This window comes from Pseudoxanthomonas sp. UTMC 1351, assembly GCF_040948865.1.
Lineage (GTDB): Bacteria > Pseudomonadota > Gammaproteobacteria > Xanthomonadales > Xanthomonadaceae > Pseudoxanthomonas_A.
Map to the genome: position 1 here is coordinate 50,445 of NZ_JAVGJT010000032.1, position 23,627 is coordinate 74,071.

At 62.8% G+C, this 23,627-nt stretch carries 19 protein-coding genes and 1 pseudogene; 13 read left to right on the forward strand and 7 right to left on the reverse strand.

The annotated features are described in order from the left end of the window. Window positions 1-92: 92 nt before the first annotated feature. Window positions 93-1,196, reverse strand: a complete 1,104-nt coding sequence (locus tag AB6O04_RS18185; RefSeq protein WP_368565698.1) for an alpha/beta fold hydrolase — start codon at window positions 1,194-1,196, stop codon at window positions 93-95. Between the two features lie 254 nt (window positions 1,197-1,450). Here AB6O04_RS18185 and AB6O04_RS18190 point away from each other — a divergent pair, with 254 nt between their 5' ends. Together AB6O04_RS18190 and AB6O04_RS18195 are read left to right on the forward strand one after the other, a co-directional pair. After that, window positions 1,451-1,831, forward strand: coding sequence for a hypothetical protein (locus AB6O04_RS18190; RefSeq protein ID WP_368565700.1), 381 nt, complete (start codon window positions 1,451-1,453; stop codon window positions 1,829-1,831). Window positions 1,832-2,286: 455 nt separating this feature from the next. Further along, complete coding sequence (locus tag AB6O04_RS18195) at window positions 2,287-3,423, forward strand: acyltransferase family protein (RefSeq protein ID WP_368565701.1); 1,137 nt, start codon at window positions 2,287-2,289, stop codon at window positions 3,421-3,423. A 151-nt stretch (window positions 3,424-3,574) separates the two neighbouring features. Here the strand turns inward: AB6O04_RS18195 and AB6O04_RS18200 are convergent, their stop codons facing one another. The 3 genes from AB6O04_RS18200 to AB6O04_RS18210 form a co-directional block, all read right to left on the reverse strand. Next, complete coding sequence (locus AB6O04_RS18200; protein ID WP_368565702.1) at window positions 3,575-5,023, reverse strand: M23 family metallopeptidase; 1,449 nt, start codon at window positions 5,021-5,023, stop codon at window positions 3,575-3,577. Between the two features lie 366 nt (window positions 5,024-5,389). Beyond that, the gene (locus AB6O04_RS18205; protein WP_368565704.1) at window positions 5,390-5,788 is read right to left on the reverse strand and encodes a DUF1801 domain-containing protein; all 399 of its coding nucleotides are present in this window, start codon (window positions 5,786-5,788) and stop codon (window positions 5,390-5,392) included. Between the two features lie 321 nt (window positions 5,789-6,109). After that, on the reverse strand, window positions 6,110-7,660 hold the full coding sequence (locus tag AB6O04_RS18210) for an MFS transporter (RefSeq protein WP_368565705.1): 1,551 nt from the start codon (window positions 7,658-7,660) through the stop codon (window positions 6,110-6,112). Window positions 7,661-7,890: 230 nt separating this feature from the next. Here AB6O04_RS18210 and AB6O04_RS18215 point away from each other — a divergent pair, with 230 nt between their 5' ends. Beyond that, window positions 7,891-8,742 (forward strand): LysR family transcriptional regulator, encoded by an 852-nt coding sequence (locus tag AB6O04_RS18215; RefSeq protein WP_368565707.1) that lies wholly within the window; start codon window positions 7,891-7,893, stop codon window positions 8,740-8,742. A gap of 148 nt (window positions 8,743-8,890) precedes the next feature. On the opposite strand, the gene AB6O04_RS18220 is transcribed toward AB6O04_RS18215, so the two are convergent. Further along, window positions 8,891-9,388, reverse strand: coding sequence for a DUF6644 family protein (locus AB6O04_RS18220; RefSeq protein WP_368565708.1), 498 nt, complete (start codon window positions 9,386-9,388; stop codon window positions 8,891-8,893). Next, window positions 9,385-9,792 (reverse strand): DUF6152 family protein, encoded by a 408-nt coding sequence (locus AB6O04_RS18225; protein ID WP_368565710.1) that lies wholly within the window; start codon window positions 9,790-9,792, stop codon window positions 9,385-9,387. The genes AB6O04_RS18220 and AB6O04_RS18225 overlap by 4 nt, the downstream gene beginning before the upstream one ends. A gap of 429 nt (window positions 9,793-10,221) precedes the next feature. Here AB6O04_RS18225 and AB6O04_RS18230 point away from each other — a divergent pair, with 429 nt between their 5' ends. The 4 genes from AB6O04_RS18230 to AB6O04_RS18245 all read left to right on the forward strand — a co-directional run bounded on the left by AB6O04_RS18230 (window position 10,222) and on the right by AB6O04_RS18245 (window position 17,203). Then, complete coding sequence (locus AB6O04_RS18230) at window positions 10,222-13,176, forward strand: hypothetical protein (RefSeq protein WP_368565711.1); 2,955 nt, start codon at window positions 10,222-10,224, stop codon at window positions 13,174-13,176. Between the two features lie 145 nt (window positions 13,177-13,321). Beyond that, window positions 13,322-15,034 carry a DUF6055 domain-containing protein gene (locus AB6O04_RS18235; protein WP_368565712.1) on the forward strand — a complete coding sequence of 571 codons (1,713 nt, stop codon included), beginning with the start codon at window positions 13,322-13,324 and terminating at the stop codon, window positions 15,032-15,034. Window positions 15,035-15,297: 263 nt separating this feature from the next. Then, window positions 15,298-15,792 (forward strand): hypothetical protein, encoded by a 495-nt coding sequence (locus AB6O04_RS18240; RefSeq protein WP_368565714.1) that lies wholly within the window; start codon window positions 15,298-15,300, stop codon window positions 15,790-15,792. A 280-nt stretch (window positions 15,793-16,072) separates the two neighbouring features. Beyond that, window positions 16,073-17,203 carry a Gfo/Idh/MocA family protein gene (locus tag AB6O04_RS18245; protein WP_368565715.1) on the forward strand — a complete coding sequence of 377 codons (1,131 nt, stop codon included), beginning with the start codon at window positions 16,073-16,075 and terminating at the stop codon, window positions 17,201-17,203. A 246-nt stretch (window positions 17,204-17,449) separates the two neighbouring features. Here AB6O04_RS18245 and AB6O04_RS18250 read toward each other — a convergent pair whose 3' ends face one another. Continuing rightward, window positions 17,450-18,001, reverse strand: coding sequence for a YdeI/OmpD-associated family protein (locus AB6O04_RS18250; RefSeq protein WP_368565716.1), 552 nt, complete (start codon window positions 17,999-18,001; stop codon window positions 17,450-17,452). Window positions 18,002-18,336: 335 nt separating this feature from the next. On the opposite strand from AB6O04_RS18250, the gene AB6O04_RS18255 reads away from it, so the two are divergent. The 6 genes and pseudogenes from AB6O04_RS18255 (at window position 18,337) to AB6O04_RS18280 (ending at window position 23,174) form a co-directional block, all read left to right on the forward strand. Further along, window positions 18,337-18,681 (forward strand): GntR family transcriptional regulator, encoded by a 345-nt coding sequence (locus AB6O04_RS18255; RefSeq protein ID WP_368565718.1) that lies wholly within the window; start codon window positions 18,337-18,339, stop codon window positions 18,679-18,681. After that, the gene (locus AB6O04_RS18260; RefSeq protein ID WP_368565719.1) at window positions 18,678-19,568 is read left to right on the forward strand and encodes an ABC transporter ATP-binding protein; all 891 of its coding nucleotides are present in this window, start codon (window positions 18,678-18,680) and stop codon (window positions 19,566-19,568) included. The genes AB6O04_RS18255 and AB6O04_RS18260 overlap by 4 nt, the downstream gene beginning before the upstream one ends. Window positions 19,569-19,570: 2 nt before the next feature. Then, window positions 19,571-20,233, forward strand: a complete 663-nt coding sequence (locus AB6O04_RS18265; RefSeq protein WP_368565720.1) for an ABC transporter permease — start codon at window positions 19,571-19,573, stop codon at window positions 20,231-20,233. 11 nt (window positions 20,234-20,244) lie between these two features. Further along, a pseudogene (locus tag AB6O04_RS18270) lies at window positions 20,245-21,345 on the forward strand (acyltransferase family protein); the annotation flags it as partial. A gap of 120 nt (window positions 21,346-21,465) precedes the next feature. Beyond that, window positions 21,466-22,377 (forward strand): ABC transporter ATP-binding protein, encoded by a 912-nt coding sequence (locus AB6O04_RS18275; protein WP_368565723.1) that lies wholly within the window; start codon window positions 21,466-21,468, stop codon window positions 22,375-22,377. A gap of 11 nt (window positions 22,378-22,388) precedes the next feature. Further along, the gene (locus AB6O04_RS18280; protein ID WP_368565721.1) at window positions 22,389-23,174 is read left to right on the forward strand and encodes an ABC transporter permease; all 786 of its coding nucleotides are present in this window, start codon (window positions 22,389-22,391) and stop codon (window positions 23,172-23,174) included. Window positions 23,175-23,627: the final 453 nt, after the last annotated feature.

Genomic DNA, 23,627 nt, shown 5'->3' on the forward strand with positions numbered 1-23,627 from the left:
CGCAGCGGCTTTCAGCGGCGCAGCCGGTCCACCCATCGCTCGTCAAGGCATCCGAGTGATGGGTGTCGCTGCGCTCGACCCATCCTACCGCTCTAACGGTGCTCCACCGCCAACGGGCGCACGTATTCCAACAGGCTGACCAGCGTCTTGCCGGGTTCTTCCCATGGCGCCATGTGGGCGGAGCGTTCGAACCATACTGCTTGTTTGTATGGCGCTGTCACTTGCTCCATCCAACGCGCTGTGGGTTCGGAAGGCGTGGTGTAGTCGTGGCGGCCCATCAGCATCACCACCGGGATGGGGAATTGCCGCACGCCGGTGAAATCCACTTCCAGGAATTCCGCCATCAGCTTGTCCAGGGTGAACACACTGCCCTGGTTGATCGCGCAGCGGTCACGGTCGTCGTAATCCGGCGACAGGCGTGGGGCGCGGAAGTAGTACGTGGAATCCTCGCGGAAAGCCGTCAGGCCACCGTAGAACTGCGGCCACTTGCGCGCAATGATGATGCGTTCGCGGGTGATCGGCTGGTCACCGGGATACGGGCCGATGGATTCCAGTTCGCGTAATGCTTCCGCATTGCCGCGAGCCTTCGCCTGTGCCAACCCGTACTGGTAGCTGACGCGTTCGTTCTCGCGCGTGTTGATGACCTGGCCGACGCCGACATAAGCATGGAACAGATCCGGCCGTTTCAGCGCCACGTGCATGCCGACCACCGTGCCCCAGCTGTGACCCATCAGGATCAGTTTCTGCTTGCCGTAGCGCTTGCGCAGGTGTTCGGCCACTTCAATAGCATCGTCCACGTAGCGCTGGACGTGGATGGTGTCGGCAATGCTTTCCGGCGGCACCAGATTGAACGTCTTGCCGGCGCCACGCTGGTCGTAGTTGGCGATGGTGAAGTATTCCTCCAACGGCCGCTGGAACTGCCATTGGCTGGGCGTGATCGGCGCCGCCGGTCCGCCATGCACGAACAGCACCATTGGATTGCCGCGGTCCTGCCCGCGCACGTTGATCCACTGGTCGATACCGCCGATTTTGGTGGCGTAGGCTTCCTGCACACCGGTGGGCGCGACTATTTTCCCGAGATCGCGGATGATTTCGCGCGCGGGCTCATAGGCGGATCTGTCGGGGCAGGTCTCCTGCGCTTGCGCCAACGACGAGAGTGCTGCCAGCAGGGCAATGACGGATAGCGATGATTTCATTGAACGTCTTCCCGATGCGGATGCGGGCAGTATTGGCATGTCGAGCAGCGCGCTTCCCGTGTAGATCGTCATGATTAGTCGTTGCGTGGGCGATGCGCATGGAGGCGGGTCGCCGGAGGCATGGGGGGGGTGGACGCGTCGACGTGCGCACAGCGCACGCTACCAAAGGCAGCCACGATCAATGCTACGCGGGGTTACGGACTCCGGATACGATAAAGCGTCTTGGAACGAACATTCTTCCCCGGAGCCATTCGATGATCCAACGCCTATGCATTTCACCTTTCTCGCCACTGCTCGCAGCCGCCGCGGCGCTTGCTGCACTTTCCGGCTGCGCCACTGCCTCCGCCGACAGCGCGCCGTCCGTCGGCCAGGAGGCGACCATCGAAGGCAACGTGGTCAGCGTCAACACTGATCCATGGGCCTACGACGGCAACGCGGTGGTGATGGTGTCCACTGCCGCGGGCAACGTCCGCGTGCAACTTCCCGCACGCTGGAATCTGTGCAAGGCACAACCCCTGGACGATATACAGTCGTTCGAACCCAACGACCGCGTGCAGGCCGTTGGCACGGTAACCGGCCCCGGCGAGCTGGTGGTATGCGGACAACCGGAGCATCGGTTACGCGAAATGGAATGAGAGTGTGTCATTTGTGGGCTGTACGGGCGTGCCGCTGACCAAAGAAGCAGCGCCAGCGTCATCCACCTTGTGGGAGCGACGTGAGTCGCGACGTCGATGTTTCCGGTCGCGACTCACGTCGCTCCCACAAGATTGCTGCCGTGGGCGAGTCGTATTTCACTGCCACGTCGCTAACAATGCGGCAGCGGCCTGAGGAGCAGCCGCAGAACCCGCAGCCGGCCCGGCGAATATGACGATTCGCTTCGAAAAGTAAACCCGATCTCGGTTTTCGCTATCCGCGGCCCCTACAATCCTCGATGACGAACGCGATGCCTGCGGCCCCCACCTCAGCCAGGCCATAAAGCCAAGCGGCTTCGTTGATCTGCATGTGCAACAAAGCGGACGCCTTGTGGCCGCGCGACACGTCGTGCGGGTATGGGTGCGATTGACTCAAATATGTCACGGAGCCACCCCCCATGAGCCCCGAACAACGCATCGATTCGTTAACCGGCATTCGCGGAATGGCGGCACTCCTGGTCGTCTACGCGCACCTTGCCGAAGAGCATTTCTTCGCCATCAGCGGACTGCACCCCGGCGAGATGGGGGTGATGGTGTTCTTCACCCTCAGTGGGTTCCTGATGGCCTTTCTCTACGGCAACAAGACGTTCGACTATTCCGCCGTCGCTCGCTATGGCATCTCCCGCTTCTCGCGTATCGCACCCGCATACCTCACCGTGGTGGTGGCGTCGTATCTGATCTACAACCTGATCGATGCGAAGTTCGTCTACGCCATTACTCATCAGAACCTCATTCGCCACCTGGCGTTCTCGGGCAACGTCTCGGCGCTGTGGAGCATTCCGCCGGAAGTGCAGTTCTACGTGATCTTCGTGGGGCTGTGGCTTGCGCTGTGGGCATTCAGAACCCGCAACAACGCCGCCCTGCTGGTGTTGGCGTTGACCGTTGTCTTCACGTTGATGGCCAATCGCGGCGCGCTGCCGGGCACGTTCGTCGGCTCCAAGATCCATTACTTCGTTGTCGGCGTGGCGTTTGGCCTGCTACGCAGCCGGATTGCTGCCGGCGTCGGGCTGATCTCCCTCAGTTACCTGCAGGCGCTGGCCGTGGTGCTGATCGGGCTGGTGGTGGCTGGCGTTGTCGGGCTGGACCTTGGCACGAAGCGCGAGTTGTATCTCGACCTGGTGCCCGCGCTGTTCGCCGGCGTCTTCGTGTTCCTGTTCTCGTTCGACACCGGCTTGAGCAAACTTATATTCGGCAACCGCGCGATCACGATGTGCGGCGAATGCAGCTTCTCGATGTACCTGCTGAACCTTCCCATCATCTATGTCGCGATGGTACTGATGGGCGATATGCCACCCACTCCCGCATTGGCTATCCCGGTCACGGCGGCGATCCTGCTGGCCGCTTGGGCGATGTATCGACTGGTCGAGCTACCTGGTGCCACGCTGCTGCGTGGGCTAGGCACGCGATTGCTCCTCAGGCCACCCGCGGTTGCAGCCGTTGCCATGGCGCCTGTCGTGGAGGAAGCATTCGTGGAAGAACCGCTCATCGTGGACACGCTCGCGATCAACCCGGCAGGTGCCGAACAAACTCAGTGATGCGCCAACAGCGTGAAATGCATTTCGCAAACACGCGATAGCTGGGTTGGCTTCATCAACCCAGTATCGTAAGTCTTACATCGGAACGCTGGGTTGATGAAGCCAACCCAGCCTACGGACCGATTAACTCCTCAGCGTCCTGTTGGGATCCCTACTTCCACCCCGTGGTCCAGGTGCCTTCCCAGATGATGTCGACACCGCTCGCGTCGTCCTTGAAACGGACTACCTTCGCCTCGCCACTGCCAAGCTTGTAAAGAAGAACGTGGCCCTTCCCGTCGATCAGCATCGGCGAAAACGCGGTCCAGCCTTTGGTCCAGCTCATGTCGCCGGTGATTTCGACGCCTTGGCCATTGGCCTTGAGCTTGATGAGCTTCGCATCTCCCGTCGCCGCCTTGTAGCCCAGCAGGAACTGCTGCCCCATGTGGGAGACGGGGACCAGGTTCGTCCATCCCTTCGTCCATGCGCCCGTCCACACACCGACAGCAGCGACGTTGTTGCCGCTGCCGGTGATCTCGTCGATCTCAACTTCACCGGTACCGCCTTTGTACAAAAGGACGAACTGTGCGCTGCCCATCTGGTATGGAATGAGCGCCGTCACTCCCTTGTCCCAGGTGCGCTTGTAGACACTCGTCGTGCCATCGCCCGTCGCGCTGATGCGGTCGATGTTGGCGTAGCCGTGGACCGAGTCGTACGCAATGAAATACTTGTCCCCGGCCAGCGTCAGCGGGACGAAATCCGTCCAGCCTTTGTACCAAGTGTTGCTACTGAGCGTGGTCACGCCTGCCCCATGCAGGTTCAAGCGCAGGAAGCTCACCTGGCCGGTGGATGACTTGTAGACGATCGCGTGCGGATGGCCGCCGGTCGCCAGGCGATAGGGCATGAAGTTCGTCCAACCCGTGCTCCACTCCCCGTCCCAGGTCGACGTTATGCCGGTGCCGTCAGGCTTCATGCGGACAATCTTGGTCTCGCCGGACCCGGGCTTGTAGAGGAAGTTGTAGTAGTTGCCGCCCTGCGACCAGCCCATGAAGGTATTGCCGGCACAGTTCAGGCTGATGATCTTCTCGGCGCTGCTCTTGCCCCAGGTGCCATAGGAACTCTCGTTACCTGCATGCGTTTTGATCAACGCGCCCGCGAAGGCGATCCGCACGGCTTGATTATCTTGCAGCTGCGTGTAGTGCTGGTGGATCGCATCCGCCCCGCTCTTGCCGGTACGCCCGACCTGTTCGCCCTGAGCGATTTCCCGCCCAACCGTAATCGGCAACGGGCTCTCCGTCTCAAGATGGATGTAATGGGTGACCCAACCATCGCCGTGATCGAGATAGACCCGGTACTCATCATTCACCATGCCCGCGAACGTCACCTTTCCCGCGGCGGAAGCGAGCACGGGCTCACCCGCGCCGATATTGGCCAGGTTCTCGTCACGGACGGTAAGGTCGATGCTGTCCTGGTCCGGCCAATGGCCGTCGTAGGTCGATGCATCCCATATCTGGCCGCATTCGGCCGGGAATTGAAACAACGGGCGCGGGCCGGCGGCATGTGCCGAGGGCATTGCGTTGACGAGCAATATCGAGCTAAGCAGGAGTGTCGTTTGCAGCTTCATCGTTCTTCTACCTCAAAAGTTTGTCGGTTGTGTGCGACGGGATCGGACGCCGGCAGTCGAGCAGTCCCTAGTCGGCTTCGGCGACCGGACTCGAAGCGGAGCGGCGTCTTGGCCCCGTTCATCCATGTAGTCGCGAAAGCGGGAAAGAACCCGCCACTCGCTGTGGAACGGGCTGGCAGGACGCGAAATGAGCGCGGTAGCCCGTGGGAGGTGGTAAGCGCCGCGTGTGTTGTAGGAGCGCCGTCTCGGCGCGACCTCTCCGCTTCTGACGCGATCTAAAGGGAAGAGCTCGCGGCGGGACGCCGCTCCTACACAAGCTAATGGCCGCTTCTACAAAGGATGAGCGCTCGCGACTACGTCTACGCTTTAGACGTATTCCAGCCACCGACGAATCAGCACCTGCAACGCAAAGCACTTCGCATTCACGTCATCCACGCTGACGAATTTCAGCGTGGCGCGGTCCGGGCCTAACCAGGTGAGCAGTTGTTGCGGGTCGTCGATGGCGCCTTTCGGTATCGTGCGTTTCTTCGCGCCCAGGTGCAGGATCAATTGCACGGCGCCGGCTTGGCGCAGGTGCATGGTGGCGAAGTGTTCGCCGGCATGGAAACTCGGTGCGTTCCACTTTATCGCCTCGCCTATCGCGGTATCCGTCCGCAGCAGCGACTCCCGCAACGCCAGGATCACCGACTTGAGTGGATGATCCAGATCGGCGAGGAAGGCTTCGACGGTTTGCGGGGATTTGGGGCTGGACTTCTTTGCGGGCATGTCCATTCCGGGTGCGGCGCTGAGGTCACCATAATGCCTATGTATTCGCGGGATGGATCGGGCGCAATGGCCTCAACGGCGCAACCTGCCTGCCGTCGTTTGTTGTAGGAGCGGCGTCTCGCCGCGAGCTCTTCGCTTCTGCTCGCAAGCGGCGGAACGTCGCTCCGCACCTCCGTAGCCGTTCAATGGGCGCGATTGAAAACGCGCCGCAGCGCGTCAAGAGGGCGAACGGGCTTCGGTTGCTTTTGGCTTTGTTGCGAGCTGATGGAAAGAGCTCGCGGCGGGACGCCGCTCCTACAGAAGCTACGGCCGCTCGTGCGACTACCGAGATCCCGAAGAAGCAGCGCATTCTGTCGTCGTGCGAACTCTGCCCAGGTTGAAGATCGCCATGCTCACCGCCGCGAGCACCCAAACGCCCACGGCGGCGTACCACATCAACAAGTCGAAGCCATGGGAGAGTGCGGCGCGCACCGCGTCGTAAGCGGCCAACCCATGCGGCAACGCCTGCAGATCACCCAGTACAGATAGGTTGCCGGCGGCGATCTTTTCCGCTGATGCGCGCAGGATCTCGGCACTCACGTGACCACCTAGGCTATCCCGCAGATTGGAATGGATGCCAGACAGCAGAATGAACCCCATGACCGCGATATTGATCGACAAACTGATGAAGCGCGCGCTCATGTCCATGCCGGAAGCCATGCCCGCCCGATTGCTTGGAACCGAGCCGGTGGTTGTGTTCGTCACCGGCGTATTGGTCAGGCCCAGTCCGGTACCGGCTAACAACAGGCCTGGCAGCAGCGTTGTCCAGCTGGCGTTTGCGGCGTTCCCGCCCATTCGCAGCAACAAGAAGCCTGTACCAATGACGAACAACCCCGCTGGAATTACCCATCCGGCGCGATATCGCAGGCTCAGTCGCTCGGCCAGCGGCGGCATCACCAATGCCGGCAGCGTGTACGCAAGCAGGCAAGCGCCAGCGACGAAAACGCCGTAGCCCAACACGCCTTCAAGATAGATCGGCAGGTACACGATGAAGGGCCAGAAGCTGAAGTTCATCGCTACCGCGCCGACCATGGCACCGGAGAAATCGCGCAGCTTGAATACCGAAAAATCGAACATCGGATGCGGGTGTTTCTTCTCCGCGCACACGAACACAGCGAATGCCGCCGCGGTGACCAACGCAATGCCAATCGCGGCCGCACTGGTCAATCCCAAACTTGGCCCCTGCGTGATGTAAAACACCAGGCCGAACACAGCCAGCGACAACGTCGCAATGCCCAGGCCATCGAGCTTCTTCGCCTGCGGATCGCGCGATTCACGCACGCCGATAAGCAGCGGAAGCAGCGTCATCGCCATCAGTGGCACATGCACCAGGAACACCCAGCGCCAGTTGGACACCGCGACAATCGCGCCGCCGATGATCGGCCCGAAACCCAGCCCGATGCCAAACACCACGCCCCACACAGCGAATGCGCGCGCACGTTCGCGACCGGCGGGAAACTGGTGCGACAGGATCGCGGTACCGCAGATCAATATCGCCCCGCCGCTGGCGCCTTGCAGGAATCGTGCGGCGACCAACGTCCAGGCGCTGCTCGCCAATCCGCAGATCAGCGAAGTGAACCCGAACAGGACCAGGCCGATGATGAAGATGCGCTTGCGTCCATAGCGGTCGCCCAGCGTCCCGATCGCCATCAGTACCGAGGTACAAGCGAGGGTGTAGGCGTTCATGATCCACTGCATCTGCGCGAAATCCGCCTGCAGCTCGCGCTCCAGCGTTGGCAGGATCACCGGCACGCTGGATATCTCCAGGCCGAACATCAGCGAGGAGAGGGAAACGGCCATCAAGGCGGCGATGTTGTGGTTGATGCGGATCATCTTGGCTCGGGACTGAAGACGTCGGGAAAGTCGCGGCTCAGCGAAGGCAGGCCATCCTTGTGGGAGTGGTGCCGGCATGCCGGCACCGGTAAGTCGCGACCGGAAACATCAACGTCGCGACTTACGTCGCTCCCACAAGGAACGACTACATTGTCAGCAGGACGATCTCATGAGGGAAATGATTTAGTTTTGCGAATATCATTAATTTCCGTCATGTATCCTGCCGCGTCATGGACTTCGACCCGACCCTGCTGCGTACCTTCGTCGCCGTTGCCGATACCGGCAGCTTCACCCGCGCGGCGCAGCGCCAGCACCTGACCCAATCGGCGGTCAGCCACCAGATCCGGCGCCTGGAAGAACAAGTCGGCCGCCGCCTGCTTAGTCGCACGACGCGTAGCCTGACGGTGACCGAAGACGGCGAAGAATTGCTTCGGCACGCGCAAACAATCCTGCAATCGTTCGATACGCTGGCGCGGCGCTTCAACCCTTCTCCGCTGTCGGGCACAGTGCGCTTCGGCGCACCGGAAAACTTCATGAGCGGCCGTCTTCCGCGATTGCTGTGCCGTTTCGCGCGCGATTTTCCGGCGGTGCGATTGGACGTCAGCATCAGCGCCAATCTCGATCTGCCGGCGTTGATCAAGACGGGCGATCTGGACCTGGCCGTGGTGATCTCGGTGCGAGATCCGGACAACTTGGGCGCAGGACGATTGCTACGGCGCACGCGACTGGTCTGGGTGGTGGCAGAATCTTTCGAGCCACCGCGAAACGCGCCCTTGCCGTTCGCGTTCTACCCACCGCCCTGCGTGCATCGGCAAGTCGGTGTGCGTGCGCTGGACGAAGCCGGCATCGATAGCCATATCGTCTTCACCTCGCACAGCCAGGAAGGCATCCACGCGGCCGTGCAAGCCGGATTGGCGATCACCGCCATCGCCCACGATGACGTAAAAGCGGGCATGAGGATTATCGATGGGGAATACGGCCTACCACCCCTGCCCAACATCGACTTCGCACTGGTCTGGAGCAATGGCGGCAAGACGCCCGCATCCACTGCGTTCGGTGAATTGATCTGCGAAATGGCGTAGGCGGTCTTCGTAAGTTCGTTGTAGGAGCGCCGTCCCCGGCGCGAGCTCTTCGCATCAGATCGCGACGGAAGCGAAGAGCTCGCGGCGAGACGCCGCTCCTACAACAGATAACCGACGACACGACCCTCTCTACGTCCACGCGTAACCGTCAAAGAAACCCAATCCACCGCCCCGCGACCAGCGTCGCAATCCAAAGCAACGCCGACGTTCCCGCCAATACGCGTACACGCAACGGCAACGCTCGCGTCGCGTCTGGCAGGCCGGGCGAGCGCCATTGGCGGTGTTGAACCACCACGTTGACCAACGCCAGCGAGAGCAACAGCAACTTCCAGCGGAAGGCGGTGTTCTGCAGATAATCCACGGGATTCACCGAAAACAGCCACGCGCCGGTGAGCACGGCCAACGCCAGACCCGCGGCGGCTGTACGTATCGCCACCGGCGCCAGCACGGACAACGCGGCCTGCGAGCGGCCCAACACCAGGCGCAGGTCCAGCGGCAATATCGCGCCCAACAGCAAGCCCAGGCCGAGAATATGCGCGGCGTTGACGAACAGGTACGCAGTGCCCGATTGCTGCAACCAGCGCGCGCCCGGCCAGTTACCTATCCACTCGACCACCATCGCGCCCACCGCCATGGCGGTGCTCAAGGCGTGCCGGCCAACCGCTCGGGATAGATGTCGTAGTTGCGGCCATCGACGGTGATGCGCACCGCTTTCATGTGCCGCTTGCCCGGCTCCTTGTTGCGGTTGCCCAGCACGGTGATCTGGTCGCCGGCGTTGGCGCTCTTGGCGGTGAAGCCGGAGCGCTCGGTCTGCGAAGGATTGCCCAGGTCGATTTGCCAGCGCGCACCATCGGCCGCTTCAACCTGCAGCTGCGGATGTGGCGGTGCCATCGATACCGACACGATCTTTCCTTCCAACGTGGTCTGCTTCTCCTCGGCCCAGGACCAACCGTGATGCGCCAGCGCGGACGCCGCCAGGGTCAGCAGCAGACCCGCCACCATGCCTCTAACGCAGCGGTTCACTGTCGTTGCCTTGCTCTTCGTCGTCATGCTTGTCTCCTCGTTCTCGTCGGCCGCCATGGACGCGGGCGATAGCCACGATATCGGCGGTCTGGACACCTTAGCGCAAGACTTGCGAGTGCGAGGTAAAGCACCTTAGTCGACTTCACCTGCCTGCTTCCAGCCTGAATCGAGCGTGGCTGCGATTGCATTCAAGTCACCTGATTGGCCGACCCATGCCTGTGGACGACGCACTTCGTAAGCACTGGTGCGAAATCCGGTCGATGAAAGCTGAAGAACCCGATGTTCTGGCGGTCGGGTGCGGCCCGCCCGCGCGTTCTCAGTGCGCCGTGGGTGCGATACCCGTCCAACAAACCTCCACTTCACGTCCGCGGGCAAGACCTTCGAACGAGAGCTATTTTTCGGACTTTTTCTAAAGTCAGGAGGGTTCCCCAGTGCGATATTGCGCGAGTTTTCGCTATGGCACTCGACCTTCAGAGTGCGGCTGGCGATCCACCCATCTGGTCGAGTCTGCCGCTGTTGGCGGGCTCGCATTCGGACAACCCACGCGTTCAAAAGGACAGAGCATTGAGCCATATCACCATCGTGCAAAACGCACAAACTTATCCCACCATTGAAACGCCTCGTAATCGCTCAGGCGTCGCTGCGCCTGGCGCACGTATCAAACGCCACCCCATGTCAATAACGGTCGCGTTGACGCTGGCCGCCATGAGCCATGCAGCGTTCGCTGCTGGTGTGCCGGCGGGCGCAGGCCAAGGCGTGGCCGCAACCAAAGTGGCGGAGGAAATCGATTGCGATGCGACGCCGCGCCATGCCAGCTGCAAGCGCGTCGACGAGAAGCCGGAGTTCGCCAAGCAATCCGGCACCAACCGTGTCTGGTGGCTGGCCGGTATCGGCCTGGCCGGTGCGGCATTGGCTGGCGGCGGTGGCGGTGGCGGTTCCGATAGCGGTGGTGGCGGTGGCGGTGACGGCGGTGGTGGCGGTAATCCCATCAACCCGAATCCCGGCACCGAAGGCGGCAACTACGGTAATGGTGGCGTGCTTGTCGCCGCCGGTCAGCAGGCTCATTGGCAGCAGAACACGAACACGCAAGTGACTGGCGACAATGCGCGCAACGATGGTCAGCTGTCGATCGATGCGGGCACGCTAACCATTCACCGCGACGGTGATCTGCGTAACAACGGCACGCTGGCCATCGGCAGAGCGGCCACGTTAGCGATTCAAAATGATGGTGAACTGGAGAATCGTGGCACGCTGACCTTGAACGGCCGACTGAACATGAGCGGCGACGGCAGCCTGGACAACTACCACACGATGACGGCTGACGGCGCCACCATCAGTCTCAGCGGCGAATCCGACATCGAGAACAACGGCACCATGCGCCTGCGCGGTTCCACCGTGTCGCTCTCGGGCGATTCGGATTTCGATAACAGCACCGGCCGTGGCGCGCGCGGCCAACTGCATCTGGATGGCACGACGTTCGTTTTGCGCGAAATGGCGGAATTCGAAAACCATGGCGACGTGGAAGCCATCAATCTCCGATCCGGCGCCTCGCTGTTCGATATCAGCACCCAGCGAATCGCCGGCAAGAACGAGCGCATCGAGGCGTTCGACAACTACGGCAGTATCCGCATGGATTCGGACGCGCGCGTGCTGACACTGGTGGCCGATAGCCACGACAGCGTAGGCATCAACCGCGTCGGCGGACATATCTCCAGCAACGCACATGGCCAAGCGATGGTGCATGCCCAGGGGCAGCGCGCCACCTTCGTCAATCAGGGCACGTTGACGGTAACCGGCGACAATGCCATCGCCATGAGCGGCCGCAACGGCGCCACCCTGATCAACGAGGGCACCATCAACCTGGGAACCGCCGGTGGAGCGAATGGCACCGGACTGGTCGCCATGCAATCCGACGGCAGCGCCACGCTGAACAACCGCGTCGGCGCGGTCATCAATATCCATGCCGATAACTCGCACGCGTTCAAGGTCACTGGCACAGGCAATGGTCGGATCATCAACAATGGTCTGGTCAACGTCTACGGTTCCGGCAGCGGCGTATATGCCGACGCCGGCAGTGCCGCGGCCGAACGCCCCGGACCGGATGTTCCCTATCAGATCTCGCGTCCCGACTATCGTGTCAGCGGCTATACAGTAGGTACGAATGCCGACGGCAGCGCCGGCCGCATGGTACTCAGCGGCGGTGGTCAGCTGGTGGATGTCGATGTGGACACCGGATTCACTCGCGGAACGGCGGATTCGGTTGTCCATCTTGATGACGTATTTGTCGGCGCGACCGGAGGCGAAGACAACATCCGCAGCCATACCGTCGTCTGGAGCGCACAAGCACAACGCGACGACAGCGGCAATGTCGACATCACCATGAGCCGCAACGACTACGCGGACCTGGTTGCCAGCGACCTGAGCGGGTTCGCCCAGGGACTTGATCAGGCATATACCAACAGCGCCATTTTCCATAGCTTGGAACTGGGCAGTGTCGGCGACCTGGAGCAGGCGGTGTCCCAGCTGTCGGGGCAGGCGTTGGCGGTCGGCACGCAACGGGCACTGGCTGGCGGTCAGGCGTTCTGGACGGCGATGGACGCGCAGCGCCCGGCCAACGGTCTTTCGGTCGTCGCTTACGCTCCCGGCCTTCGCCAGGGCTGGGGTCCGCAAGGGCAAGGCAGTGCGATGAGTCTGGTCACGCCGTTGCGCAATGGCCTGGGCGCCACCGACATTCAGATGGGCGTCCTGCATGCTTCCAATGAAGGTAGCCTGCATGCCTCCGGCGACAGTCTGCGTTCCAACTACTTCGGTGCAGGCTGGACGCGTCAGCTTGGCAGTTTCGAGTGGCGCCAGGGTGTGAGCAGCGAGTGGCACACCCTGGAGTCCACCCGCAACCTAGCCTATGGCAACGTGCGGCAGCGTGCGCGCAGTGAGCGCGACGTCAGCCGCAGTGCCTTCAGCAGCACGCTGAGCCGCGGTTGGAACCTGGGTGCTCTGCAGCTGAGCCCGCGCCTGATGGCCAGTGCTTATCGTCAGAGCGAAGGTTCCTTCAACGAAACCGGTTCCGGCGAATTCAACCTTTCGGCCGGCGCTGTAACCGCTCAAGGTTTGAATATGGAAACCGGCATGGGCTGGCGCTGGTCGGTGGCTCCCGGATTGCAGCTGGCTGGCGATTTCGCCCTGGTCAAGCCGCTGGCATACAGCGCATCGGTACGGACCGGCAGCTTGGAAGGCATCGATCAATTCGACTTCCAACTGCCGGGCATGCGTCCGGACGGCCTGGACCATCGCATGCAACTGGGCCTGGACTACCGCCGCGGCGCCGCGCACATGAACCTGGGCTTGCAATCTCACCGCGTGTTCGGTGAAAGCGACAAGCGCATGGAAATGAGTCTGGCGTATCCGTTCTGATTGCGCGCATCGCGTGTAACTACAGTTGAGAGGCAGGCCACCTTCGGGTGGCCTGCTTCGTTCTGGCACGGGCGCCCGGATCCCGTTCCGATGGCAGCCGCCGCTACCGAATTCCGTATGTATCCACAGTCGCAACGGAAGCCGCATGATGCATATTCAACGCCTGTCGTTCCTTTTCCGGCGCCGGACCCACTATTTGCTATGTGGGCTGAGCTCGCTATGCCTGCTGCTGGCCGCCGGCCAAGTCCATGCCGGCTTCGGGACCTGCGCAAACCCGACCTATTTGCAGCGGTTCGACGAACGGCTGCGCAACTACGACTGCGTAGCATCCGCACAGTACCCGTTAGCCACGCCGGAAGGTCGGCGGCGTCTGCGAATCCTCCATCATCGCGATCCGACGGTCGCCGCCACTTCGTTGAACCAGGCCGCCCGCGGGCTGCGTGCCGCTATCGCGGCGCTGGGCCGCGTGGGCCGCTACTCGATATACGACGTCAGCATCTTATTGGTACACGATGTGCCGCCGCCGGATGAAGACACGCTGGCCATCGCGAACGGCGTCGCCCGCACCGGCGAGGCCACCGCCGAGTGCCAGATCACCCTCTATCTCGGCGCGGCCGGTCCCGACGAAATAGCACCCACCGTCGCGCACGAAATATTTCATTGCGTTCAGGCCGCCACCTACAGTCCCGGACAAAACAAGACCTATCAAGAAGGCCGCGGCGGCACGTGGTGGATCGAAGGTTCGGCCGAATGGTTCGCTTCGCTCGCACTACCCGATGCCTCGCAGTACCAGGACCAGGCAGACGATTTCGCATTCGCGATCCAGCGCAAGCCGTTGTACCGGCACGACTACGAGTCGTTGGTATTTTTCCTGTGGCTGGCTCAACGGGAAGGTCCGGAGCGGGTCATGTGGTTCCTTGCCGGCATGCCGCAGAACCCGGCGCAAGCCGCGCAACGCCAGGCATTGCGCGACGCGATCTCCGACAGCCAATGGATGCGTTTCGCGCTCGATCTGGCCGATGGAAATATCCGCCGCCCGCACGGCCCGCCGTTTCGGGCAACGCTGGCGCTGGAGACACGCTGGACCTGGGACCGCGATCGCAGTGAGCGGCTTTTGCTGCCACCTTTCACGGTGGCAGCCAGGGTCGCCGAGGTTGCTTGCGGTGTCTGGGATACCCAGATCGCGCCGCAACGCATGTACGTTAGCCGACGTCCGCGGCAGCGCGGCGATTGGGCGCCCCTGCCCCCGCAAATAGACACCAGCCTGGACGGCGACAGCCACTACCTGATCGTCGCCGCCAACGCGGACGACACTACGGCCGACCGACGGTTCGGCGTCCGCCAGGCCTCGGGATGCGCGCAGTGCGGCGGCATCACCGAGATCGATGCCTGCCTGGTGGGGAGCTGGCGAGAGAGCGGCGGCGGCGCCGCGCAGTGGCTGCGCGAGAACATGCCCGCTGCCGCGCGACTCCGCTTGGAGAGAGGTGCCGCTCCGACCCTTACGCTTCAGCGAGACGGCATGTATCTGACCAGCGAGATAACCGCGTCGCTATCAATACAACCTGACGGCAGCCGCACGCGCGCGGAAGGCGATGTCCGCGCGCAAGCCAGCGGACGCTGGTCCGCCGCCGACGGCCGTCTGCACCTGTGCTCCGACCTGCAGGCCTTTAGCGGCGAGATACGCCTGGTCGCGCCGAGCCAGACCGTTCGCGGCGCCCTGCCGGCGTCTCCCCCCGGGGAAGGGTTCATGCGCTATACCTGTCGAGGCAATAGCCTGGAAACCATCATGCCCATCCCACGCCCGGATGGTGCCGGCGAACTTCCGCCGATGCGGACCAGCTACACCCGGGTGCACTGAGTGGGATATCGAGTCGGTAGGCAAGGTTGGCTCCATCAACCCGACTCTCATTCGGATAGAAGCAGACCGCCAGCACGTAGGAGGCGGTAAGCCGCAGGCGCGCCGCATCGTTCGCAACGGGTCTTCGCGAGTGATGCGGTTCGCTTTGCTCACCACATCCTACGTGTGTTGCAATTGGCTCCTTTTCCCATGCGAGCGGCGGTCCTGGCCGGGGCCATCTGCGCTTGTTCTAATGCGGCATCGCATTGCTTGCGAGGCTTCGCATGAACGCTCGGACGCTTGCCCACACCACCGGCGGCCTTTCGCATCCACCGCTGGTATTGGCTGGCTCTATTGCCGGCCTGCTGGACATGGTGTGGGTGTGCACGCTGTGGGGCACGCTGGGCGCGACGCCCAAGCGTATCTTCCAGGCCATCGCCTCCGGCTGGGTGGGCAATGACGCCGCTGTCGCCGGCGGCTGGACCACCGCCCTGCTCGGCTTGGCCTCGCACTTCGCCATCACCATCGCCATGGCGTATGCGTACGCATGGGTTGCGCGCCGCCTGCCCGTCCTGATCCAGCGCCCCGTCCTATACGGCGCGCTCTACGGCATCCTTCTGTGGGCGGTCATGATCCACGTCGTCGTCCCGCTCTCCGCCGCGCCCTCTGGACAATCACCGCCCTGGCCCTGGGCGCTATGGGCCAACATCGCTGTGCACATGTTCCTGGTGGGGGTGCCATGCGCATTGGGCGCGCGATGGGCGTTGCGGGTGAGGTAAGCATCGGAGGATGCGGTAAGCCGCAGGCGCACCGCATCATTCGCGCCGGGTCTTCGCGAGCGATGCGGTTCGCTTCGCTCACCGCATCCTATGCTGGCTTTCTCCAGATGACTTGCGCGGCGAGCCCCGATCGCCGCGGACGCATCCGCATCCGATGCCGATGGGCCTCAGCCTACCCCGCGGATTCCGAATAAACGGACCTGTGCCCTCTTTTGCGGGGCCGATCTGGTTGTACAGTTGTTCGCCCGTGTGATCACAAACCTCATCTACCGCCATGACAATGGATCATCTTCGTCGCAACTTCCTGCAGAAGCTGGTGGCATCGGCCGCGGTCGTGCCGCTGCTGTCGCCCTATCGGGCATTCGCCCAAACGGACCGTGCCGGCACCGGCAGTAATCCGGGCCCAACGTTGCGGGTCGCGCTGATGGGACTGGGCAGCTATGCCGACCGAGTGGCAGAAGCCATGCAGTCGTGCAAACGCGCCAGAGTGACCGGGCTCATCAGTGGAACGCCTTCCAAACTCCAGGAATGGGGAGCGAAATACGGCGTGCCGGAAAAGAGCCGGTACAACTATGAGAATTTCGACCGCATCAAGGACGATCCGGACATCGATGCGGTTTACATCATTACTCCCAATGCGCTGCACCGCGATCAGGCGATCCGCGTCGCGAAAGCGGGCAAGCACGTCATCTGCGAAAAGCCGATGGCGGTCAACGCCAAGGAAGGGCAGGAGATGATCGATGCCTGCGCCCAGGCCGGCGTGAAGTTGCTGGTGGGCTATCGGTTGCATTTCGAACCCAAGACGCTGGAAATAATCCGCATGCGCAAGGCCGGCGATTTCGGCAACATCTCGTTCTTCCAAGGCCTGAGCGGCTTCCGCATTGGCGATCCGAATCAATGGCGGCTGGACAAGGCGCTGGCAGGTGGCGGGTCATTGATGGATATCGGCATCTACGCCATCAACGGCGCCCGCTACATGGTGGGCGAAGACCCGGTCTGGGTAACCGCGCAGCAAACCAAGACCGACCCGGTCAAATTCAAGGAAGGGGTGGATGAAACCATCCAGTTCCAGCTCGGCTTCCCCAGCGGCGCGGTGGCGTCGTGCCTGTCCACTTATCAGATGAACCACCTGGACCGCTTTTTCATGACCGGCGAAAAGGGATTCGCCGAGCTGCAGCCTGCCACGGGTTATGGCCCCATCAAAGGCCGTACCCACAAAGGCGAACTCACGCAGCCGCACGCCATGCACCAGACCATCCAGATGGACGAGATGGCCGGCATCATCCTGGACGGGAACAAACCCGTGGTACCCGTCGACGGCGAAGAAGGTCTGAAAGATCTGAAAATCATCGATGCGATCTATGCCGCCTGCGAAACCGGCAGCAGGCAGGCGCTGCGCCTGGACAAGTAGCCCAGGCAAGGCCAAGGGCCGCGCTTGGGGGCGTTGTCTGCGCAAGGAATCCCAGGTGCGTTCGCTCACCACATCCTGGGTGCGATGGAAGTGTAGTAAGCGTCGTGAACTGCAACCCCGCGCCCGCGATTCGTAACGTCACGAACTGCGCAAGTAGAGGCATGAACCTGCCGCCTCGATTGCCGCAACTCTTGGAGGCATGCCGGCACTCGCAGCGGCGTCGGCATGCATCCCAACTTGGCGCGATTACTCCGCTGCCTCGGGCGCGCCCATGTTGCCCTTGCTGTACATGCCGGAGCGATCGAAACAACAGGCACGGCGCTGGCCGCAAGCCAGCTTGTCGCAGGCGGTGGCGATGCGCTTCACCCGCGTCTCGGCTTTCTTGCCCGAGGTGATCCAGTGGATCCAGTCGCGGCGCGCCACCGGCGTCAGGCTGGCCCACTGCGCCTTGGCCGCGGGATGCTCGGCCAGCGCCTTGCGCACATCGGGCGGCACCTGGGGTTCGGGCTCGGTTTCCACTGCGGCCATCTCCAGAGCCACCGTGGCGTCCACGGCAACGCCGGCGGCTTCACGCAGCGCCTTGTCCACCTTGAGCCAATGGCTGCCCTGACCGTCCGGGTCCAGCGTGGCCTGGAAGGCATGCCCGTCCAGCGTGCCGTCCACGGTGACCTGGCTGCGTGCAGGCAGCTTGGCGCTGGCCTCGGCCGGCAGTATCAGGAAGGTCCAGGCCGCGCCCTTCGGCTGCGCCGGCCGCAACAGTTTCGTCTTGAAGCGGATGGCGCCGGTGGTCTTGCCCATGCCAAAACGATAGTACTGACGGCTGTTCGTTCGGCGTGCAGCGGGGTCCGGAATTCGAGCGCGGCTACCGATTGGGGGGAACGGGTCTGGCGCTGCCCGGCCCGCATCGACAAGCCAGGCGGGCATTGCCCCGCTTAGACCCAACAGCGAACCGTTCTGCGGGAGTCAGGCCCCGCGGCCGGCCGAACCCAGAGCGGGGCGGTCCAACCTGCCCCTTTCCCGTTCGGTCTCGAATATTCGCCCGGGGGGGGCTGGTATTCGATTCGCAACTGTGCATACACTATATACACAGTATGTACAGCAGCATAAACATCTCGCAAACCGACGTCCGCCCCATGTATCTGCAGATCATGGAGCAGATCCGCGCTCGCATCGCGGCGGGCGATTGGCCAGCGGGCAAGGAATTACCGTCGATTCGTGCATTGGCAGCGGCCTTGAGCGTCAGTGTGATCACGGTCAAACGCGCCTATCTGGAACTCGAAAACGGGGGCGTCATCGTGACGCGCCACGGCAAGGGCTCGTTCGTCGCCGACGTGAACGGTCTGGCGAACGAGCTCAAAACAGAAGAACTCGACGAACACCTGGCCATCGCCGCCGGTCTCGGTCGCCAGCTTGGACTTACGCCCGATGAACTCGCGGAGCGACTGCGCCGCGCCATTCGCTCCCTGGACAAGAAATGACCACGACCAAGCACATCGAGATGCGCAATGTTCGAAAGGCATTCCGCTTCTTCACCCTCGAGGACCTGTCGCTCGACCTCGAGCCCGGCCAGATCATGGGGTTCGTGGGGCCCAATGGCGCCGGCAAGAGCACCAGCATCCGCCTCATGACGGGATTGCTCACGCCCGATGCCGGCGAGGTGCGCGTGCTCGGCCACGCGATGCCGGACGCGCAGGCGATCGCCAAGCGCGATATCGGCTTCGTGTCCGATGACATGCGCCTCTTCGGTCATGCAAGCGTTGGCTGGCACATGAAGTTCGTCGCTTCCCTCTATCCGGGGTGGGACCCGCAGTACGCGAAGGCGCTGGTCAAGCGCTTCAACCTGCGCATCGACCAGAACGTGAGCGGCCTATCGAGCGGCGAGCATGTGAAGGCGGTGCTGATGCTCGCCCTCGCCCGTCGGCCGCGGCTGTTGATTCTCGATGAGCCGACCTCGGGCCTGGATCCGGTAGCACGCCACGAAGTCCTCGCCGAGTTCATGGACGTATTGCGTGATGAGGATCGCTCCATCCTGTTCTCGTCGCACAACACGGTTGATGTGGAGCGCATTTCCGATCGCATTACTTTCATCGATCGCGGCCGCCTGGTGGACAGCAATGACAAGGAAGACTTCCTGGAACGCTGGCGCCGCATTCAACTGCAGCTCCCCTCCGGCGCCACGCTGCCCGACCTGCCGCACTTGGTGAGCCAGGTGGCAGACGGTCAGTTCGTGACGCTGACGACCAATCACTACTCGAAGGACCTGATCGCGTTCCTCGGCTCCAGCGTGCGCGAAGTGCACCGCATGAGTCTCGAGGAGATCTTCGTCGCAAATGTCATGCATCACCGGGAGGCGCGCGGCGAATGAACATGCTGACTCGAAAACTGATCGCCAAGGAGTTCTATCTGCACCGCTGGCTCATCGTCGGTTCGACGGTCGCCGGACTCGCCGGCCTGGCCATCGCCGCCGAAGGCCAAATGCGTTTCAACATCGGCATGCTGACCTGGCTCACGTCCATCATCGCCTTCGGCGTGATGCTGGCGATGCTCGGCATTGCGAACGAACGCAAGGAACACGCCCTGCAGTTCGTACTGAGCCTGCCTTTGTCGCCCGGCGATTATGTGCGAATCAAGCTCTTCGGCCTCTTTCTCTGTTACCTCGTGCCGTGGGCGATCCTCAGCGCCGGTACCGTCGCGCTCCTGCTGGTGAGGCCCAACCTGCCGGACGGCCTGCTGCCGTTCGCGTTGCTGCTGTCCGGCTTCATGCTGGTCAACTTCTCGGTGGTGCTGTGTGGCGCGCTGCACACCGCCTCCGAGGGCGTCATGACCATTGTGATCATCGTGACCAACATGGGCGTCACGCTGTTCATCTTCCTGGTCGGCGGCGTTCCGTCGTTGAACGACCATCTGCACGCGGCAGTGCCGGTGTGGAACGGCGCTTTCTGGATAGTGCTCGCGGCCGAAGCCGCGACGCTGCTGGTCGCGCTCTCACTGCCTTACTTCGTGGCGGCGCGCCGTCGCGATTTCATCTGAAGGGGCACAACATGAATAACACTATTGTCTCCGAGAACCGCTTGCACGCACTGGACGCGGTACGCGGCTTCGCCTTGCTGCTGGGTGTCGCGTTTCACGCGGCGCTCTCGTTCATGCCCGGCTGGCCACCCGGGATCTGGGCCATGAACGACAACTCGCCAAGCCAGTTCCTGAGCGACGCGGCTTTCGTCGCCCACATCTTCCGCATGTCGCTGTTCTTCTTCATCGCCGGCTACTTCGGGCGGCTACTGCACCTGAGGCTCGGCACCGGCCCGTTCTGGGTCAATCGCGGCAAGCGCATCGCCCTACCGCTGGTCGCCGGCTGGGTCGTGCTGTTTCCCCTCATCAGCTTCATATGGGTCACCGGGATGACGAAGGTGTTCGGCGGCACGGTGCCGCCCATGCCGGAGATGCCCAAGACTCCGGGCGCCTTTCCGCTCACCCACCTGTGGTTCCTCTATCAACTGTTGCTCATCTACGCGGTGGTGCTCGCCGTCCGCGCGATCGTCGCGCGCCTGGACCACGCGCAGAAGCTGCGCTGCTTCGCCGACACGTTGCTGTCGGGCTCGATTCGCACCATGACCGGCGTGTTCGTCTTCGGCATTCCACTGGCTGCCGCGCTCATGGCGCTGCCGATGTGGTTCTACTGGCAGGGCATTCCCACGCCCGACCAGTCGCTCATCCCACAGGTTCCCGCCATGGTGGGCTTCGGCACGGCATTCACCATCGGCTGGCTGGTGCATCGCTCAAAGGACGCGCTGACGCTGCTTTCCTCGCGCTGGATCCAGCACCTGGTGTTTGCCGTGGTCGCCACCGGCTGGCTCATCCACGTCATGCACAGCACACCCATGGCCGTGCCCGGCACTACCAAGACGCTTTATGCGCTGGCCTTCGGCGTTGCGGTGTGGAGCTGGGTGTTTGCGCTCACCGGCGTGGCGCTTCGCTTCTTGTCCAGTTACAGCGCCGTGCGCCGCTACATTGCCGACGCTTCGTACTGGATCTACCTGGTGCACCTGCCGGTGGTGGTGGCGTTCCAGGTGTGGGTGGGCCACTGGCCATTGCACTGGAGCGTGAAGTATCCCTTCATCCTGGTTGCGAGCTTCGTGGTGCTGTTCCTCAGCTATCACTATCTGGTGCGGTCCACCTTCATTGGCCAGTGGCTCAACGGCCGCAAGTATCCTCGCCACCCTGGTCGAAACCCTCTACCGCCTGGCTCAACACCAACCTCGCCTTTGCCAGCCGGCACCGACAGCGGCAGCGGCGCGCCGGTGGCGCGGCTTCACGGCATCACCAAGCGGTTCGGCGCCACCACGGCGCTCGCCGGCATCGACATCGAAGTGCGTCCCGGCGAACTGCTGGCCGTGCTCGGCCCCAACGGCGCCGGCAAGTCCACCGCGATATCGCTATGGCTGGGCCTCATCGAACCGGATGCAGGCGCCGTCACGCTGCTCGGCGGCAGTCCACAAGACATCGCGCGGCGCCGCGGACTGGGCGTGATGATGCAGGACGTCGAGATGCCGAAGGAATTGCGCGTAGGCGAGCTCGTTGCCCTTGCCTCGAGTTATTACGCGAATCCGCTTGAAGTCGATGAGACGCTGCGGCGTGCCGGAATCGCACCGTTGGCGGATCGCCCATACGGAAAACTGTCTGGCGGCCAGAAGCGCCAGACCCAATTCGCGGTAGCGATCTGCGGACGGCCGAAGGTGTTGTTCCTCGATGAGCCAACGGTGGGTCTGGACATCCAGGCGCGCGAGGCGCTGTGGAAGAGTATTCGCACACTGCTCGCCGATGGCTGTTCCATCGTCCTGACCACGCATTATCTCGAAGAGGCCGAAGCGCTCGCGGACCGCGTCGTGGTCGTCGCCAAGGGACGCGTCATAGCCGCCGGTAGCGTGGACGACATGCGCGCGCTGGTCGTGCGTCGCCAGATCAGCTGCGAGTCGTCAGTCACCGCGGACGAAGTGCGCGGTTGGCCGGGCGTCGTCGAGGTCAGCCACGATGCAATGAAGCTGCAGATCACGGCCACCGATGCCGAAGATGTGGTGCGCCGGCTGCTGGCAAGCGACGCCAGGCTTGCGCGCCTCGAAGTGCGCCAAGCGGGGCTCAATGAAGCATTTACCGAATTGACACGGGAGGCCGCATGAACTCGATGACATTGACCCCGGCCGGCTCTACGCCGGCCGCTCCGACTTCGCGTCGCATCTTCGGCGCGTATCTGGCGGAGACGCGCTATGAGCTGATGCGGCAGTTGCGCAACCCCGGCATCGCCATTCCGGTGCTCGTGCTGCCCGTGGCGCTGTACTCCCTGTTCGCCGTCGCGATCGCAGGTGAAGCCATCGCCAAGGATCCGAGCGTTGGCATCTTTCTGTTCGCGGGCTTCGCCATCATGGCGGTCACCATGCCGGCCTTGTTCGGCATCGGTGCCACCTTGGCGCTGGAGCGAGACATGGGGCTGTTGCGCCTCAAGCGCGCGCAGCCGGCGCCGGCGGGCGCGTGGCTGGTGGCGAAGATTGCCTGCGGCATTGGTTTGGGGTTCATTTCGTACCTGCCCCTGGTCATCGTTGCCCTGGCCTCCGGAAAGCTCGCACTGGATGCGGGCCAGATGGTCGCCATGAGTGCCGCGTTGTTGTCGGGCACGATTCCGTTCTGTGCGATGGGGCTCATGGTCGGCACCCTGGTCAGCGGATCGGCGGCACCGGGTTACGCCAATCTCATCTATCTACCCGGATGCTACTTGTCGGGCATGTTCTTCCCGCTGCCGAAGTCGATGTATTGGCAAACGCCCATCTGGCCACAGTTCCATCTCGACCAGCTCGCAATGTATGCGGCCGGCGCCACGAAGTTCCAGTTCGAGCCCCTCATGATCGCCATCGTCTCGCTGATCGCCTACACCGCGCTCTTCAGCGCCGTCGCGATCTGGCGCCTGGCCCGCAAGGGGTAGCGGGAGAATCCAGGTTGCAGATGGACGAGATGCAAACACCCATGACCGTAGGAGCGCCGTCTCGGCGCGAGCTCTTGCTTTATCGAACCACCAGGGAAAAAGCTCGCGGCGGGACGCCGCTCCTACAAAAGCAAACGCCCATGACCGCAGGAGCGCCGTCTCGGCGCGAGCTCTTGCGCTATCGAACCGCCAAGGAAAAGCTCGCGGCGGGACGCCGCTCCTACAAAAGCAAACACCCATGACCGTAGGAGCGCCGTCTCGGCGCGAGCTCTTGCTCTATCGAACCACCAGGGAAAAAGCTCGCGGCGGGACGCCGCTCCTACAAAAGCAAACGCCCATGACCGTAGGAGCGCCGTCCCGGCGCGAGCTCTTGCTTTATCGAACCGCCAGGGAAAGAGCTCGCGGCGGGACGCCGCTCCTACAAAAGCAAATGCCCATGACCGTAGGAGCGCC